The organism is Lysinibacillus cavernae, from assembly GCF_009724685.1.
GTDB lineage: Bacteria > Bacillota > Bacilli > Bacillales_A > Planococcaceae > Lysinibacillus > Lysinibacillus cavernae.
Genome location: NZ_WMEF01000010.1, coordinates 126,998 through 142,873 on the forward strand (window position 1 = coordinate 126,998; position 15,876 = coordinate 142,873).

16 protein-coding genes, 1 pseudogene and 2 other annotated features (1 of these 19 running past the window's edge) are annotated in these 15,876 nt (G+C 37.5%); of the genes and pseudogenes, 6 read left to right on the top strand and 11 right to left on the bottom strand.

All coding sequences use genetic code 11. The annotated features are described in order from the left end of the window. Nucleotides 1-207: a binding site (T-box leader), on the top strand; it begins 32 nt to the left of the window's first position. 94 nt (nucleotides 208-301) lie between these two features. After that, a complete protein-coding gene (locus GJU32_RS17995) occupies nucleotides 302-1,873 on the top strand; it encodes a 2-isopropylmalate synthase (protein WP_155593304.1) in 1,572 nt (523 codons plus the stop codon). Nucleotides 1,874-1,919: 46 nt separating this feature from the next. On the opposite strand, the gene metG is transcribed toward GJU32_RS17995, so the two are convergent. The 5 genes and pseudogenes from metG to rsgA form a co-directional block, all read right to left on the bottom strand. After that, nucleotides 1,920-3,554, bottom strand: a complete 1,635-nt coding sequence (gene metG / locus GJU32_RS18000; RefSeq protein ID WP_155593305.1) for a methionine--tRNA ligase — start codon at nucleotides 3,552-3,554, stop codon at nucleotides 1,920-1,922. Between the two features lie 56 nt (nucleotides 3,555-3,610). Further along, nucleotides 3,611-3,871: a binding site (T-box leader), on the bottom strand. 209 nt (nucleotides 3,872-4,080) lie between these two features. Beyond that, nucleotides 4,081-4,407, bottom strand: a complete 327-nt coding sequence (locus tag GJU32_RS18005; RefSeq protein ID WP_155593306.1) for a hypothetical protein — start codon at nucleotides 4,405-4,407, stop codon at nucleotides 4,081-4,083. Between the two features lie 212 nt (nucleotides 4,408-4,619). Next, nucleotides 4,620-5,303: an HAD hydrolase-like protein gene (locus GJU32_RS18010; protein WP_420798391.1), complete on the bottom strand. Its 684-nt coding sequence runs from the start codon at nucleotides 5,301-5,303 to the stop codon at nucleotides 4,620-4,622. Next, nucleotides 5,292-5,708: pseudogene (gene fosM / locus GJU32_RS18015) on the bottom strand (FosM family fosfomycin resistance protein); the annotation flags it as partial. The gene GJU32_RS18010 and the pseudogene fosM, both read right to left, overlap by 12 nt. A gap of 14 nt (nucleotides 5,709-5,722) precedes the next feature. After that, a complete protein-coding gene (gene rsgA / locus GJU32_RS18020; RefSeq protein WP_155593307.1) occupies nucleotides 5,723-6,796 on the bottom strand; it encodes a ribosome small subunit-dependent GTPase A in 1,074 nt (357 codons plus the stop codon). A 396-nt stretch (nucleotides 6,797-7,192) separates the two neighbouring features. On the opposite strand from rsgA, the gene GJU32_RS18025 reads away from it, so the two are divergent. After that, nucleotides 7,193-8,275, top strand: a complete 1,083-nt coding sequence (locus GJU32_RS18025; RefSeq protein WP_155593308.1) for a type III polyketide synthase — start codon at nucleotides 7,193-7,195, stop codon at nucleotides 8,273-8,275. Nucleotide 8,276: 1 nt separating this feature from the next. Next, complete coding sequence (locus tag GJU32_RS18030) at nucleotides 8,277-8,819, top strand: isoprenylcysteine carboxyl methyltransferase family protein (RefSeq protein ID WP_155593309.1); 543 nt, start codon at nucleotides 8,277-8,279, stop codon at nucleotides 8,817-8,819. Nucleotides 8,820-8,838: 19 nt separating this feature from the next. Here the strand turns inward: GJU32_RS18030 and GJU32_RS18035 are convergent, their stop codons facing one another. Then, nucleotides 8,839-10,032, bottom strand: coding sequence for a GTP-binding protein (locus GJU32_RS18035; RefSeq protein ID WP_155593310.1), 1,194 nt, complete (start codon nucleotides 10,030-10,032; stop codon nucleotides 8,839-8,841). 169 nt (nucleotides 10,033-10,201) lie between these two features. On the opposite strand from GJU32_RS18035, the gene rpmG reads away from it, so the two are divergent. Continuing rightward, a complete protein-coding gene (gene rpmG / locus GJU32_RS18040) occupies nucleotides 10,202-10,351 on the top strand; it encodes a 50S ribosomal protein L33 (RefSeq protein ID WP_155593311.1) in 150 nt (49 codons plus the stop codon). Nucleotides 10,352-10,646: 295 nt separating this feature from the next. Here rpmG and GJU32_RS18045 read toward each other — a convergent pair whose 3' ends face one another. The 4 genes from GJU32_RS18045 to GJU32_RS18060 form a co-directional block, all read right to left on the bottom strand. Continuing rightward, complete coding sequence (locus tag GJU32_RS18045; protein ID WP_155593312.1) at nucleotides 10,647-11,378, bottom strand: coiled-coil domain-containing protein; 732 nt, start codon at nucleotides 11,376-11,378, stop codon at nucleotides 10,647-10,649. Between the two features lie 11 nt (nucleotides 11,379-11,389). Further along, nucleotides 11,390-11,671 (bottom strand): hypothetical protein, encoded by a 282-nt coding sequence (locus GJU32_RS18050; protein ID WP_155593313.1) that lies wholly within the window; start codon nucleotides 11,669-11,671, stop codon nucleotides 11,390-11,392. Further along, nucleotides 11,664-12,236: a hypothetical protein gene (locus GJU32_RS18055; protein WP_155593314.1), complete on the bottom strand. Its 573-nt coding sequence runs from the start codon at nucleotides 12,234-12,236 to the stop codon at nucleotides 11,664-11,666. The genes GJU32_RS18050 and GJU32_RS18055 overlap by 8 nt, the downstream gene beginning before the upstream one ends. 85 nt (nucleotides 12,237-12,321) lie before the next feature. Continuing rightward, nucleotides 12,322-12,975, bottom strand: coding sequence for a BMQ_0737 family morphogenetic spore coat protein (locus tag GJU32_RS18060; RefSeq protein WP_155593315.1), 654 nt, complete (start codon nucleotides 12,973-12,975; stop codon nucleotides 12,322-12,324). A gap of 235 nt (nucleotides 12,976-13,210) precedes the next feature. On the opposite strand from GJU32_RS18060, the gene GJU32_RS18065 reads away from it, so the two are divergent. Together GJU32_RS18065 and GJU32_RS18070 are read left to right on the top strand one after the other, a co-directional pair. Beyond that, the gene (locus GJU32_RS18065; RefSeq protein WP_155593316.1) at nucleotides 13,211-14,395 is read left to right on the top strand and encodes a hypothetical protein; all 1,185 of its coding nucleotides are present in this window, start codon (nucleotides 13,211-13,213) and stop codon (nucleotides 14,393-14,395) included. A gap of 170 nt (nucleotides 14,396-14,565) precedes the next feature. Next, on the top strand, nucleotides 14,566-15,201 hold the full coding sequence (locus tag GJU32_RS18070) for an exosporium glycoprotein BclB-related protein (RefSeq protein WP_155593317.1): 636 nt from the start codon (nucleotides 14,566-14,568) through the stop codon (nucleotides 15,199-15,201). A gap of 76 nt (nucleotides 15,202-15,277) precedes the next feature. On the opposite strand, the gene GJU32_RS18075 is transcribed toward GJU32_RS18070, so the two are convergent. Further along, nucleotides 15,278-15,790, bottom strand: coding sequence for a YfiT family bacillithiol transferase (locus GJU32_RS18075; protein ID WP_155593318.1), 513 nt, complete (start codon nucleotides 15,788-15,790; stop codon nucleotides 15,278-15,280). Between the last annotated feature and the right edge of the window lie 86 nt (nucleotides 15,791-15,876).

Genomic DNA, 15,876 nt, shown 5'->3' on the forward strand with positions numbered 1-15,876 from the left:
TTGTGTACTTGTAGAGAGCCGATGGTTGGTGTAAATCGGTAGACACACATTTTGAACTCGTCCATGAGCTACTCCCTGAACATATTAGTATGGGATGTCGGTTTCCCCCGTTAACAGGATAGACAGTGATGGCTGTCGATAAGGGGACTTTTTTCGTAAAGAAAAAGTCAATTAGAGTGGTACCGCGAGCATAAACTCGTCTCTATTTTTTTAAATAGAGACGAGTTTTTTTATTTTTTAATAATTCATTGGCCGAAGTGTAGATTTTAAATACTGATTACTATAAAAGGAGTGTTTGAAAATGGGAAGAAAAATTTGGGTGTTTGATACAACTTTACGCGATGGCGAGCAAGTACCTGGAGCAAAGCTGAATCTTTATGAAAAAGTAGAGATTGCACAGCAATTGAAAAAATTAGGTGTGGATATTATCGAAGCTGGATTCCCTGCTTCATCACAGGGTGATTTTGATGCCGTCAAAGCTGTAGCTGAAAAGGTAGGCAACACAAACGACATTATGATTACGGCATTAGCACGTGCTGTAAAGGCCGATATTGATGCTGTTTATAACGCAGTAAAATATGCTGAAAACCCTATGATTCACATGGTACTTGGAACATCTGATATTCATGTGGAGAAAAAATTTAGCAAATCAAAGGATCAAATTCTACAAATTGGTGTAGATGCTGTTCAATACGCTAAGTCATTATTACCACAAGTTCAATATTCCACAGAAGATGCATCTCGCTCAGATTTTGAGTATCTTTGGAAAACAATCGAAGCTGTTATGAGAGCTGGCGCAACGATGATTAACGTTCCTGATACAGTAGGTTTCGCAGAACCAGAGGAATTTGGAGAAATGATCTTTAAATTGAATGACCGCATGAAAAATTTAGATGACAGCGTTCTTCTTAGCGTTCATTGCCACAATGACCTTGGTATGGCAACAGCTAATACCCTTGCTGCTATTAAAAATGGTGCTGACAAAGTGGAGTGTACAATTAATGGTATTGGTGAACGTGCAGGTAATGCTGCATTAGAGGAAGTTGTTATGGCGCTAAAAACACGTAGCTCTATCTACAATGCTGATACACGTATCAATACGAAAGAAATTATCAATACTTCACGTCTTGTTTCTAGCTTTATGGGCTTAGATGTACAAGTCAATAAAGCCATTACGGGAGATAATGCCTTTGCCCATTCCTCTGGTATTCACCAGGATGGTTTGCTGAAATCTCGTGATGCTTATGAAATTGTGCATCCTGAAGATGTAGGGCTTGATGATATGGAGCTAGTTTTAACAGCTCGTTCAGGTCGCCATGCGGTGAAAAATGCCCTTGAAAAATTAGGGTTTTCTAATCTTTCTACTGATGAATTTGAAGGAATATTTGAAGGTTTCTTAAAGCTAGCGGATGCGAAGAAGGAGGTATACGATCACGACTTATACGTTATTGTTGAAAGCTATTATGAAAAACATGATGCAAATAATAAAAATGCTACACATTATAGTGATCAATTCTTTGATTTCGATGATTTACAAGTTGTCAGCAATACAAACTTCCCGTCTGCAAGTGTGAAGATTCGTAAAGGTGACGAAGTATTTAAGGCAAGCGCAGTAGGCTCAGGTCCAATCGATGCTTTGTATTCAGCCATTGCGGAAATTACAAATATTGATGTAAAACTAGTGGAGTATAATATTAATAGTGTTTCACGAGGCAAAGAGGCGTTAGGTAAAGTAAAAATTACTATTGAGCATGAAGGTGAAAAGTATATTGCAAAAGCAGCAGATACGGATATTCTAAAGGCGAGTGCACTAGCCTATATTAATGCCATCAATAGCATTGTAGTAGCAAAATTAACACCCGTTATGAATTAAGTTAAAAAAAGCAGTATGGCCAATGAGTCATACTGCTTTTTCGATCCTAGCGACTGTCACTCACTAATTTTTGATATTCTTCTTCGATTAGCTCTACGTCAAGGCGTTCAAACAACGGTGTGACATTTTGAATCACTTTTGGTAAGTCAACTTGCTCATGCCACATCAATTCATTGATACCTACCATGTTTCTTACCTTCTGTGCTGAAAACGGCAAGAAGGGATGCAGTAGCTGCCCTAGATTAGCAATAATATAGACGCAGGTTGCTAATGTACGATTACCGGCCTCCACATTTTCTTTTACTTGAAGCCATGGTTGTTGTTCATCAAAATAGCGATTAGCCCCACGAATATACTCAAAAATGTTTTCTAACGCTTGCTTAAAATGGCCACCTTCAATAAGAATACCCACTTCATTAAATAGCTGAACTGTTTGTTTTCGAATGTCACTATCCACCTCAGCCTGAGGCACCTCACAAGCAAAAGATTTCTCAATAAATTTCAATGTACGATTGACAAAATTACCATAGGCACCGAGTAATTCACCATTATGACTGTAAATAAATTCTCGCCATGAAAAATCAGTATCACGATTTTCTGGTGCGTTAGTCGTTAAGAAGTAACGAATAGAGTCCGCATCATAACGACTTAAAATATAAGGAACCCATACAGCCCAATTTTGACTAGTGGATAACTTCCGTTTCTCTAATGTTAAATATTCATTAGAGACGATATGTGTTGGTAATGCCTTGGCTCCTATCCCCATTAATATGGCTGGCCAAATAACCGTATGGAATGGAATATTGTCCTTTCCATGGACATAGTACGAAATAGTCTCTTCATTCCATAAGTCTTCAATCGCTAGTTGATGTTCTTTTGCCCATTCTAGACTTGCTGTTAAATACCCTGCTACAGCCTCAATCCACACATATATTTTTTTCCCTTCAAAGCCTGGCACTGGGACATCTATGCCGTTTGGTAAATCTCGTGTTACTGCACGGTCAGGAACTCCTTCTGCTAGGTAGCGCTCCGTCAAACCTATGGCGTTGTCTCGCCAACGTTTCTCCACTTTCGCTTCTGCTAAATAAGAATCTAGTCTTCCTTGAAATTGACTAAAGGTAAAGTAAAAATGCTCTGTCTCTCGAATAACTGGCTCATTCCCACAAATTTTGCAGCGCTTGTCTAGTAAATCAAGCGGATCTAAAATTTCAGAACAGTTATCACATTGATCTCCTCTTGCCTTTGCACCACAATTTGGGCATATTCCCTCAACGAATCGATCTGGTAAAAATTGCTTATCTGTCTCACAGTATGCCTGTTCAATCTTTTTCTTGTATAAAAAATTGTTAGCCAACAGCTGTAAAAATATAGCTTTAACGGATTCATGATGGTGCTCAGCATCTGTTCTTGTATACAAATCATAGGTAAATCCTAAATCATGAAAGCATTGAGTAAATTCATCGTGATAATGATTAGCAATAGCCTCTGTTGTTGTATTTTCTTGTGCTGCACGAATAGAAATAGGTGTACCATTACAATCACTGCCAGACACATATAAAACCTGCTCACCTTTTTGTCGGTAATATCTAGCCAAAATATCACCTGGTAATAGTGCGGCAACATGCCCTAAATGCAAAGAGCCATTTGCATACGGCCAAGCGCCTCCAATAACAATTGTCATTCTAGATTGCTCCCCTCACTTAAAAAATGGTAAAAAAAATCGCCCTAATCAATTCTGATTAGGACGAGTATACCCGTGTTACCACCTATATTTACAAATAGCTCACACTATTTGCCTCAATCAGTACGTCTCATTCGAAATAAGAGATACTGCCGCTGTTGTAACGAGTGCCCATCTCGTCGTAATCTACTTGCTCAAAAGCTTTCGGTACGAAGCTCAAAGGTCATTTTCAAAAGGGTTCATTTACCTCATTTCCACCAACAGAGGCTCTCTACAAAATGCTAATCCAATTTACTTTTCCTTTTCAATGCTTTTCTTATAGGATTGGCACTATTTTACGCTTTATCGTGATGAAATGCAATAATTGTTGTTAAATCGCTTCCGTTCCATTTTTGGAAAAAGATCTAACCTTGAGCGATTAAAAGGCTCCAACAGGAAGGTTTAGTGTTTAAAATCCGTATTCTCCCGAAGCTCTCGATTCACAAACTTTTGTTCAAGTATATAAATTACTTCTCGACACGAGCTATTATTTTGAATGAATAGGTAACGGTATTGCTTCTGATTGATTATCCCATTTAATTATCGCTTCGATCTTCGAATCTTCTGTTGCATTTGTACATCCGTTTGGCAACGTGAAAGTTCCATTGTCCTCTAATGGCACATCTCCTGATGAATCACTAATGGCATACTCTATATTTAGCGGAATAGGTTGCTTGCCGATAAACTTGATATACCCACTAGTTGGTTGACAGTTATCAGATTTCTCAACTTCGTAGTGTACGGCCCAATTGTCACTTTCCCCGTAAAATATAAATGTCTCTCCTTCACAAGCAGATAAAAGTAATAGACTCAAGAAAATTACTAAAAATCTAAATTTCTTGATAATCACTGAAAGCACCCTTTCAATTCCATAATTTTAAGCTATGAAAATACAGATTTCTATTATTTCCTAAACAAAGGTTACATTTTTTGTAAATATTATACAACAACTAGTTTGTTATAAACATTTATAAAAATTTCAACAAAGACGATATTGCTTTGAAAAAAAAAAGCAATTTTTCATAATTAATCAATCTTTATTTTTAATAACGTTGTTAAATCGTCTATCACGATATCTGCCTTTTGCAATTCTTTGTCTTGTGCAAAGTCGAAGCGAACGCCTATAGAGAGCAGCTGATTGTCATGTGCAGCCTGAATATCCGAAGAACGATCACCCACCACTGCCCCGTAATGTATTGCATTTTCCTCTATTACTCTTTTAACTAAGTCGGATTTATGTCCACTTGCTATGGATTGAATGCTGTAGGTTCCCTTTATAAAGCGCTCTAACTGATAGGTTTCAACGATTGCTTGTAAATAGTCAATTTGCCCATTACTCGCTATGTATAACGGATAATTCTCTGACAATACAGCAAGGGTCTTTTCCGTATTTGGATACAAGGCACCCTTACGATTGCGTATTTGCTCAATCAACTTAACATGGAACAACACATTGCTCTCTTCACGTATCTCTACCGTATGCATAGGGCATAATGTTTCCCACACAACAGGCAAGGGAACGCCCATGATTTCTCGATACTTTTCGATCGGTGTATCTCCCTGCCACAAACCTTTTGTACGTAGCACATCGAATGTCGCATCAAGTGCAGGCTCTAAAATAAGATTTGTTTGAAATAATGTGCCATCCATATCAAAAATCATAGCTTTATTCATAGAATCACTCCTTGATACATTATCAAAAAACGCCATATGCAGTTTTTCCTTCTTATAATAATCCAAACGATCTTGCAAAGTGCCCGTATGGAATTCAAATTTGTGTCCATCGGGGTCGGTAAAGTAGATTGATTTTTTATCTTTTTCATCCCTTTGGCGGCTATCTAAAATATTGACCTTCAATTGTACCAATTTATTATACATTTTATCAAAATCATCCTCCGAGATCGTGAAAGCGATATGTGTATAGGAATGACGTATTTCATTGCGTGGTATGTCCTTTTCTACATTAAGGGCAAGCCACAGCCCATTTACATCAAAATAGGCTGTGTTCTTCCCCTTTACTAATAACTTGGCATCAAAAACATTTTCATAAAATGTAATGGATTCCTCTAGATTAGATACCGAAAATAGTAGATGATTTATGTTTTGGATTGTCATATATGTGCTCCTACTTATGATTTTTTTCCTTTTTTCAATCCCTTAGAAACTTGTTTCCACTTGCGTTGTTCCTCGAGCTTTGCCTGAACATTTGTTTTGCGTTCCATATAAGCCAATTCTCTTTGTAGCTTAAAGTAGCTTTGTAGACGATATTGATCCAACTCTCCATCTACAATGGCTTGTTGTACAGCACAATGAGGCTCTTTTTGATGCGTACAGTCACGATAACGGCAAGCTGTTGCTAGCTCCTCAATATCTTGAAAGCTTGAAGCTAAACTATCACCTTGATCCCACAATTGAAACTCACGCATTCCTGGTGTATCAATTAAACACCCCCCATTAGGTAACATCACTAACTCTCGATGGGTCGTTGTATGACGACCTTTTGCATCATCTTCACGAATAGCCGCAACCTTCATAAGCATCTCTCCACACAAAGCATTTGTTAGTGTCGATTTACCTGCGCCTGAAGAGCCCAGTAATGCACCCGTTACACCCGCTGTAAATAATACTTGAATTTCCGTTAAGCCTTCACCCGATAAAGCACTCGTTACAAAAATATCTACACCGAATGCTATAGACTCAACTTCTTGAACTAAGCTTGAAGTATCCTCACATAAATCTGCTTTTGTTAAGACAATAATAGGCTTTGCACCCGAATCCCAGGCAGCCACTAAATATCTCTCCAAACGTCGAATATTAAAATCAGCGTTCAAGCTCATAACAAGTAACACGATATCGACATTCGATGCGACAATCTGTTCTTGAATTTCCAGACCTGCCACTTTACGTGAAAAGACAGATTTTCGTTGGAATAATTGATGAATAATTGCCCGTTCCTCACCTGGCATTTTCTCTACTAGTACCCAATCACCAACTGCTGGATAATCCTCACGAGCTAAAGAGATATACGCATAATGACCAGCAATTGTTGCAAGCCATTCACCCTCTTCTGCTAATACACGATAAGAATGCTTATGCTCTAAAGTAACCCTCGCAGGTACACAATTTTTTAATTTAGGTTGTTTTTTCATCTCCATCATTTGCTCTTCAAAATATGTTGTAAAACCTAATGTTGTTAAATTCAATTTATTTTCCTCCTAAAAGTGCATATCAATGTTGCCTCGACGTTTCATCCGCCAGAGGCTATATCGTGGCTCAGCATTTTTTTACCACAATAAAAAAACCTTGTATCTACGCAATTCGGCAGTTACAAGGTTTCACACGCACGTTTAAAAGATATACAAATACCCCGAGCTATAGCGCGACGTCACTTTGTATATTTTAGGCGTGTGAAATTGAACAAACCGAATTGCAGTTCGCTAATTACAGATCTATTCATCATGTCACATCACCTACTTTCCATTTAGTTGTTATCAATATAGCTAAATTTTCAGAAATTGTCAAATAAAACATTATACTCATTTATTTCAACCCTCCACGCATAGAATAAACAAAACCACTAAATGCGAGGAGATGTTGGATTGCCTAAAATCATTTCTATTAGCACACATCAACCACCTTACACATTACAGCAAGCACATGCAGAGGAACTAACGAAGGAGCTCTTCTTTGCCAAAATTTCAAAACTAGAGCGCTACTTAAAGGTTTTTGAAAATGGTGGTATCGACACACGACATTTTTGTGTTTCACCAGAATGGCATCGTTCGAATCATTCTTTTGAGGAACGTAACGATTTATATATTGAATTAGCTACACAATATAGTGTGAGTGTCATCCAGGCGTGTTTACAAAATACAGCCTTTTTACCCTCACCCATTTCTCCTGAAGAAATGGATGCCATCATTTTTGTTAGCAGTACAGGAATTTCAACACCTAGCATTGACGCACGTGTTATGAACAAGCTCCCCTTTTCAGATCGGCTTAAACGCATTCCTCTCTGGGGGCTAGGATGTGCAGGAGGAGCCGCTGGTGTAAGTAGAGCCTATGATTTTTGTAAAGCCCATCCACATGCAAAGGTGCTTGTCGTTTGTGTCGAGTTATGTAGCCTCACTTTTCAGCCAAATGATTTCTCTAAAAGTAATTTAATCGGTGCTTCCCTTTTTGCAGATGGTGCGGCATGTATACTTGTCTGTGGAGATGAAGTAGCTATCGAAACAAACAGACCAACCCCTGATATTCTAGCTACAGGTTCTAAATGGATGCCAGATTCAGAAAATGTGATGGGTTGGGATGTGAAAAATAGCGGGCTTCATGTTATTTTTCAAAAAAGTATTCCTTCTATTATTACCAATTGGCTCGGACCTTTCATTGAACAATTTTTAATGGATCAAGGACTGTATAGCGAACAACTGACTCATTTCATTGCTCATCCTGGAGGAAAAAAGGTATTAAAGGCTTATGAAGATACACTTTATTTATCTCCCCAAAAAACCGACATTTCTCGGGAAATATTGCGGCAAAATGGCAATATGTCATCACCAACAGTGTTATATGTATTAGAGCAATTTATGTTACATGAAGGACAAGTGGAGGATACAGGCTTGCTCGTCGCTCTTGGCCCTGGTTTTTGTGCAGAAGCTGTATTATTAAACTGGAGGGAGTAACATGATCTTCTATCTTATTTTGATTCTTGTCATTCTACAAAGACTGACAGAGGTTGTCATTGCCAAACGCAACGAAAAGTGGATTCTTTCGCAAGGAGCCTATGAAGTAGGGGCCACTCACTACCCCTATATGGTAACCATGCATATAAGCTTTTTCTTGTTCTTAATTGTGGAAGTTGTCACAAATAACAATGGTATCTCGCCCTTATTCCCATTATTATTTATTTTATTTATAGCAGTGCAGGCATTAAGAATTTGGTGTATTCGCTCTCTAGGTACTTTTTGGAATACAAAAATTCTTATTTTACCTGATGCACAAGTTGTGCGTAAGGGGCCCTATGAATATATGCGTCACCCTAATTATGCTGTCGTTTGTTTGGAGATTCTCCTCCTACCTCTCATGTTTCAGGCTTACTTTACAGCGTTTTGCTTTACATTATTAAACATTACAATGCTCTCTGTGCGAATACCTATAGAAGAAAAAGCATTGCGCGATGCAACCAATTATAACAACGTATTTCAAAAGAAGATTTCGGAGTCTTAACCGAAATCTTCTTTTCTTATTAATGCCATTCCCAATTAAATGGATCTTGTAGAAGCTCCCACGGATGACGATACTCTTCATCCGTTAACAAACAGTTGTCCAATTGTTTAATAATGCTCTCTCTATCTAAATCAATACCAATAATAACAAGCTGCGTCATTCGATCACCGAACTCCTCATCCCAATCATCCAACACCTCAGGGCTCTGCTGGAATACATCCTGTTGCTGAGCATTAGGTAGAGCTGCTACCCAATAAGAAACAGGTTCAATTTTTGCAGATGACCCGGCCTGTGATAATAATAGAGCAACATCCTGATGTCTTGCACTCCAAACAATACCCTTTGCTCGCACAATGGATTCAGGCATTTGATCACACCACTCTACAAAGCGCATTGGATGAAATGGTCTCCTGCACTTATAGGTAAACGAAGATATTCCATACTCCTCTGTCTCTGGTGTATGGTTTTCATGCCCAAGCTCCAACTCCTTTAACCAACCCGCCGATTCTGAAACACGCTCAAAGTCAAAGCGCCCTGTGTTTACTATTTCAACTGGATCAATCTCACCACTAACCGTACGGATAATTTTTGCTTCAGGCTGTAGAGCACGCAAAATACGTTCTAATCGCTCAAGCTCTTCTACTGATACTAAATCACACTTATTTAATATAAGAACATCACAAAATTCAATTTGATCAATAAGCAAGTCCGCAACATCACGTTCATCTAATTCGCCAATCGCTTCCTTACGCTCTAATAAGCTCTCTCCTGACTGAAAATCATGCCAAAAACGATGAGCATCCACGACAGTAACCATCGTATCCAATTGACAAAACTTCGTTAAATCAATACCAAGCTCCTCATCTAAATAACTAAATGTTTGAGCAACTGGAATCGGTTCACTAATTCCCGTTGATTCAATCAAAATGTAATCAATATTACCAAGCTTCGCAAGACGTTCCACCTCCTGCAATAAATCCTCACGTAATGTACAACAAATACAGCCATTGGATAGCTCCACAAATTTTTCTTCTGTCCGTGAAATACCACTGCCATTAGCAATTAACTCAGCATCAATATTAATTTCACTCATATCATTCACAATAACAGCGATACGTAAATCCTTTTTATTTTGCAATACATGATTCATCATTGTTGTCTTACCAGAACCTAAATATCCACTCAATACCGTAACAGGAATTCTCTTTGTCATTATTACAACTCCTCAAATAGTAATCATTACTATTTATAATTTGTAATTAAAGCACAATAATTTTCAAAATGCAAAGCTTTTTATTACTTATAAAAATAAACTTGACAATATTCAGAGAAAAATATATTGTTTAAATCGTAATAATTACTATTTAAAAGGAGGTTCTTTCATGCGTGTACAAGTAACACTAGCCTGCACTGAGACAGGTGATAAAAATTATATATCAACTAAAAATAAACGTAATCATCCAGAAAGATTGGAGCTCAAAAAATATTCCCCTCGCTTGAAACGAGCAACACTGCATCGAGAGACAAAATAATTTTGTTATGGGATTAAATTTCGGATGTTGAGGCTTTTTATTAGTGTAATTCTTAAAACTTCCCAGGATAAGAGACCTATCTTTGGCGTCTCTCCACACTTTTGAAGTGGAGAAGCTCTTCTTAGAGCGACCTTCTACATTTTTAGGGCGAATCCTAACTGCCATCCCCTCTTTTCCCTTCGAGCATCACCAAATAAAGTGCTCCCTCTACGTTCAATCGAAGCACCTCACCGAGCAACAAAAATGACTGTTTCAAAACTATACATTTTGAAACAGTCTGTTATAAAATTCATTGCTATACCTGCTCTCTATTGATTTCTAGAGCTAATTCGTTCAATTTTTGATCTAATTCATCGAGCATTTTTAATCTAAAATTTATTTGTTCATCTACCTGAACCTGTTGCTTTATTGGTGAGCTACTAGCAGATTGGTTTTTGAATTCAACTAATTCATGGGTTAATCTTTCAATTTCCATATTTTTTGTCTCTAACTCTTTTAATAGCTGCTGACGAAGGCTGTTCGTTTCTACTTTATCTCTATGATATTTTTCTAGTGCCTCTATAATACTTTCCATTTGTTTAGCTGTTACTGTGGTGTAGGCACTTATTTTTTTATCTAGACCTTCAAGAATGGCTTTATCATTTGTCTCAATGGAAGCTTCATTCAAAAATTGAATACTTTCCTTCAATGACTTATTTTCAACTCTCAATTCGGTTAATTCCTTTAACAATACCGCTATGGATGCAATTTGTTTTTTTCTTTGCCCTTCTCGCTTTTGAATTTCTTCATCATAGGCTTGAAGCTCCTTGTCAAAATCTCTTTTCAGCTTTAATAGCTCCATCGAAAGATCTTTTCTGAGCCTAGTTAATTGTACATTTTCCCGTTCGAGCCGAAGAACTAAAGCATAATAATCACTATCTCTAAGCCTTTTCACTTCGTTTTTATACTTTGCTAATTCGGCCCTTAAAAAAATAATCATTTGTTGGAGCTGTATTGGATCATTGTTTTTCACAATATCGTTTTCCATCATCACACCTCCTAGCCGGAATAACGTTTTAGTAGATCAACCACCTCTTCAAATTGCTCTTTACTTTCATCTAGTATTTCATCTAACTGCCTCATCAACTTTGCTTCTAATTGTGGATTTGCTGTTTGTTCAACACTGCCCCTTTCTCCTGAGACAAGATAGGCAATTAACAGATGTAATGTATTCTTTTCAAGAAACGCAAAACTATTATCTTGTTCATTCCGACGACTAAGCTGCCCCTTTAATAATTGATTGATGACACTACCAAACTCTTGTTTTTGATCGTCACTCATTGTCATCCTCCTGTGTTTGGCCCATTCCATTGAGATTAATTGGATTTAAAACGACAACTCCATCTGTTAGCTGGTCGCAATATGTAAAACCCATAATAGTGCCAGAATACGATAAATTATGGGCCCACTTTATTTGAAAATTGGTAAATGAAATGGTTTCATTCGGTTCTATTATTGATTTCCCTACTGGTCTCAGCCAATATTCTTCTTTACTTAGTTTATCGTTAAAACGCTCCCAATTACTTTGCCCCTGTGTTTTAAAGTTTGGTGTAAAATTTTCATGGACATATCTCCCAGAGAAGTAAAACGGAGAATCCTTAGGTAATGTAATGCACAAATATGGGTTCGTGATAGGTGTACTACCAACATTACGTATATGATAGGAGCCCAAACATAGACTTTCTTGCTCAGGATCATAGGATATATTGAACGAGGAAGTAAAATAACTGATTAGGTTTACCCTGTTAGGAATGGTCAGCTCCTCTACCAGCCTTTTTATTTCATGCACATACTCGTTTGTCTGTTCTTTTAGCGCCTGTATCTTGTCTTCTACACGATTTATCACTTAATACCTCCTTGCTTTCTCCATAAAAAAAAAGAGAGGATGATCCTCTCTTCATGATATGACTTTCCTCTATTTGTTAGCACCACTAACCTAAAGTTGGGAAAATAATAGGGCATTGTTGTGGACGAACCGCAGTTGGACATGAGAATGGTAAGTCTGCTCTCGGTTCGCAGAACGTTGCTAAAAATTCCACAGTAACTGGGAATGTAGATTGAATACTTTGACAAACAGCAACCGTAATTGTTAACGCAGAGAACGTGATTGTACCAACTCCGCCTACTCCAGTCCCTGGTGTAAGTGTACCAGTTGTACAAACAAAACAATCTAAATCTGTGTATAAGATCTCTACATCTGTCCCCTTAGGTGCACATAACGTTACTTGCTCACAGCGTGAAACAGGGATTTCTGTGCTTGTGTAAACAGTTCCATTAGGTAAAGTTACGACTATTGTTAGAATGAAGTTCTTTTGAATATTTAAATGTTGTAGACAAACAGTGGATCCATCAATAGAGAATTGGCGATTCTCACGGTTTAAGATCACTATTGGATTTGAAGCTGCTGGAATTACTCTACATGAAACAATAGCACCTGTTAAATCTGTATCTGCTGCTACTCCTGGGAAAGTAATAGCTCCAGTTGGAGAAATATCAAATGACATTTCTTTTACAATCCAGTCGTATACCTTATCGACATTTATACAAATGAGTTCCTGCGCCTGGGATGGCATATGCTCTTGCATCCTTTTGACACCTCCATAAGTTTTTTATCTTTCGTTTGTATCATATGTTTTTCAGCTATTAGTGCATGGGCTAACAAATAGTTCCACATGATAATTGTTAAAATCAACAAAGATTGTTTTTACATACAGCTCATTCTTTATAGAAAGAACTAAAATGTTGAAAGGACCGGTATATTTGTAACAGAAAGTCAATATTTTTAATAAACTAATAATGGAATGAAAGGGGTGAACTACAATGGAAGAGTCAAAATTGTATACCACTCAAGAAATTGAAAATTTAAAGCAAAAAATTGAAACCTATAGAGAATCGTTAACTTCATTAAAAGCGGGGACGTCAATTGAAGATTTCCTTTATATGAAACAGGAATTTGATGGACTAAAAACACAGATGGCCCATTTAGAAGGGATCACTGAGACATTAGATACTAAACAAAATTCATACATTAAAGGCTATGATGATCAAATAAAGCTTCTTTCAATACAGATTAATTCTCTGAATCAAACCATTGAAGGAATGAATCAAGAGATTTTAACAGTTTTAAACAAACTAGTAACAGTTGAAGGAATTAATACGCCAACTATTCCTCCCTCCATTGAAAAGCCTTCTCAAACTTCGGCTACTCTTTTACCTAGACAACCTAGAATGGCACAGACAGCAGATCAAACTACGATTACATCAGCACAACCATCTTATAGACTACTGCAAAGTTTGGCAGGTAAAGCCACAAACCACCAACTAAATGTGAATAATGGCACTTCCCCTTCCCACAATGATTTACAGGCAACCAAACCTGAAGAGCGGCATTTTAATCAGCAATATTTTCAATCAATCAATACGCACCCAAGCCAAATATACAATGGTTTATACAGAAACACGACAGTTGAATCCACATTCCATTTTAAAAATGCTACGGATGCAAAGGAAGTTCCAGTAAGTGTTTATGACCCATCTGCTGTACAGCCTACTTTAAGTGAAGAAAACATCGAGAATAATAATTTACAATCCTCTATTATTCAGGGATCAGGTAGTAATGAAGTCGAAAAATTAAATGATCCTATCGAGGTTGTGCATACTGAAAATGACCATAACAATCCTGATATTTCCAAAATTTCTAATGAATCGTTTGAACAAGTTATATTGGAGCTACCTAGCGAGCGTGTTAGTCAAGATATTGCATCAATAGCTAGCGAGCCAATCAACCAAATCATTGCAGAAACTGCAGTAGAGCCACCTAACACATTTCATTCTCCTTCATTGGAAACAGAAGAATACGTTGAAGTGTATCATGCTGGAACAGCTTACGAGGTTCATCCATCCCTTGAAGAAGAGACTAAACAACCTGAATCTATAAACAAGCAGATTGAAGAAAGTAAGAAGGGAAAAAACTCATTTTTCGATTTCTTTAAAAGATGGAGTTAAGTTTATTATTCTAAAAGTATCCAATATGTATGAAAATGCATATTGGATTTTTTGTGTAAAAATTAAAAGCTACCTATAAGAAATCTATAAACTTGTAAGGTTAAATAGATAATTGCCCTTAACCCCTAAGCTGGAATGAATAGAATAATGAAGAAAGGGGGTGTAAAAATATGTGTTTAAATAATTCAATGTGTGGCTGTTCAGGTAAAGGTCATGGCAATGGAGAATGTAATGCACTTGGACCATTTGTGGCAATTGATGCTGCATGTATAGTACCTCAACCACCAGCACAACTTACTGGCGGGTCAATCATCGCATTTTCCTCAGGGATAGTACCTGTTATTTTAACTTCAACTGCTGGTTTAATTACTACTGTAAGCCTTGTAGGATTCGGTTCATCTGTTCCAGGAGTATCTCTAGCGGGTATTAATATAGACTTAACAGCTCTTGGTTTCACAGAAGCTTTTACTGTCCCACGTGCAGGTACAATTACATCTATTGCTGCAACATTTGCGTCAACTATTGCTCTAGCCCTCACAGCAGGAACAGCAACAGTCAGAGCACAAATTTATCGCGCAGCTGTAGGAAGTAATACTTTTAGCCCTACTACAGCAGTTGTTGATCTAGCTCCAGCTTTATCATTAGTTACACTAGGAATAGGTACGCTTGCAAGTGGTAACGCAAATGTATCAGTTCCAGTAACTACTGGAGAGCGTTTATTAATGGTGTTCTCCACTACAACTACAGGGCTTGCTGCTCTTGTCGCTCTTGAAGGTAACGCAAGTGCAGGTATTACTATTTTATAAACCGTATTTAGGAAACATTAATAAATATAATCCCAATTAGAGCGATTTCTTTTCTTAAGAAATCGCCTTTTTTATATCAATTCGTCAAAGCATTCTGAATATGTGCCAAATGATGCTTACCATGCCATGCATATAAACCAATTGCATGCTCAAGAGTTGTCAGCCCTGAATCAGGATGATTAAAGGCTCTTTGTAATTGTTGAGCCGTTAAGCTTGTCAGCAAATAAACCCAACGTTCATGTAAACTTTCAATTAAATGAAAAGAAGTCGCTACTGGCATTTCAGAATCTGGTAGCTGTGCCCATTCCGCTTCATTGTATGGCTTAATGGTTGGCACATCCTCTGTTAACGCTAGCTTAAAACGGATATAGCTATTCAAATGACTATCAGCAATATGATGGACTAGCTGTGTAACAGTCCAGCCATTTTCACGATAGGATTTTGCCAATGCTTGCTCACTTGCACCACTTAATGCATCCGCAAGTTGTTTTGGTAATAAACGAATGTCTTCAATCCATTCCTGTACTTGCTGTGACGTCATTTCTTTTGGTAAATGGAATTGTCCAATAGGGTATCGTAAATCTGTCATATTGCTCTCCTCCGTTTCTACTCTCTTACTTTTTCATCTTATCAATTTAGTGTTTTCTATGCTATTGATTGCAACGATGGTATTGA

Bases quoted from the DNA above. Each gene is read 5' to 3' on its own strand.
- GJU32_RS17995 (WP_155593304.1), top strand. From the start codon at position 302: ATGGGAAGAAAAATTTGGGTGTTTGATACAACTTTACGCGATGGCGAG.
- metG (WP_155593305.1), bottom strand. From the start codon at position 3,554: ATGACAATTGTTATTGGAGGCGCTTGGCCGTATGCAAATGGCTCTTTG.
- GJU32_RS18010 (WP_420798391.1), bottom strand. From the start codon at position 5,303: ATGGCGTTTTTTGATAATGTATCAAGGAGTGATTCTATGAATAAAGCT.
- GJU32_RS18030 (WP_155593309.1), top strand. From the start codon at position 8,277: ATGATCTTCTATCTTATTTTGATTCTTGTCATTCTACAAAGACTGACA.
- GJU32_RS18035 (WP_155593310.1), bottom strand. From the start codon at position 10,032: ATGACAAAGAGAATTCCTGTTACGGTATTGAGTGGATATTTAGGTTCT.
- rpmG (WP_155593311.1), top strand. From the start codon at position 10,202: ATGCGTGTACAAGTAACACTAGCCTGCACTGAGACAGGTGATAAAAAT.
- GJU32_RS18045 (WP_155593312.1), bottom strand. From the start codon at position 11,378: ATGGAAAACGATATTGTGAAAAACAATGATCCAATACAGCTCCAACAA.
- GJU32_RS18050 (WP_155593313.1), bottom strand. From the start codon at position 11,671: ATGAGTGACGATCAAAAACAAGAGTTTGGTAGTGTCATCAATCAATTA.
- GJU32_RS18060 (WP_155593315.1), bottom strand. From the start codon at position 12,975: ATGCAAGAGCATATGCCATCCCAGGCGCAGGAACTCATTTGTATAAAT.
- GJU32_RS18065 (WP_155593316.1), top strand. From the start codon at position 13,211: ATGGAAGAGTCAAAATTGTATACCACTCAAGAAATTGAAAATTTAAAG.
- GJU32_RS18070 (WP_155593317.1), top strand. From the start codon at position 14,566: ATGTGTTTAAATAATTCAATGTGTGGCTGTTCAGGTAAAGGTCATGGC.
- GJU32_RS18075 (WP_155593318.1), bottom strand. From the start codon at position 15,790: ATGACAGATTTACGATACCCTATTGGACAATTCCATTTACCAAAAGAA.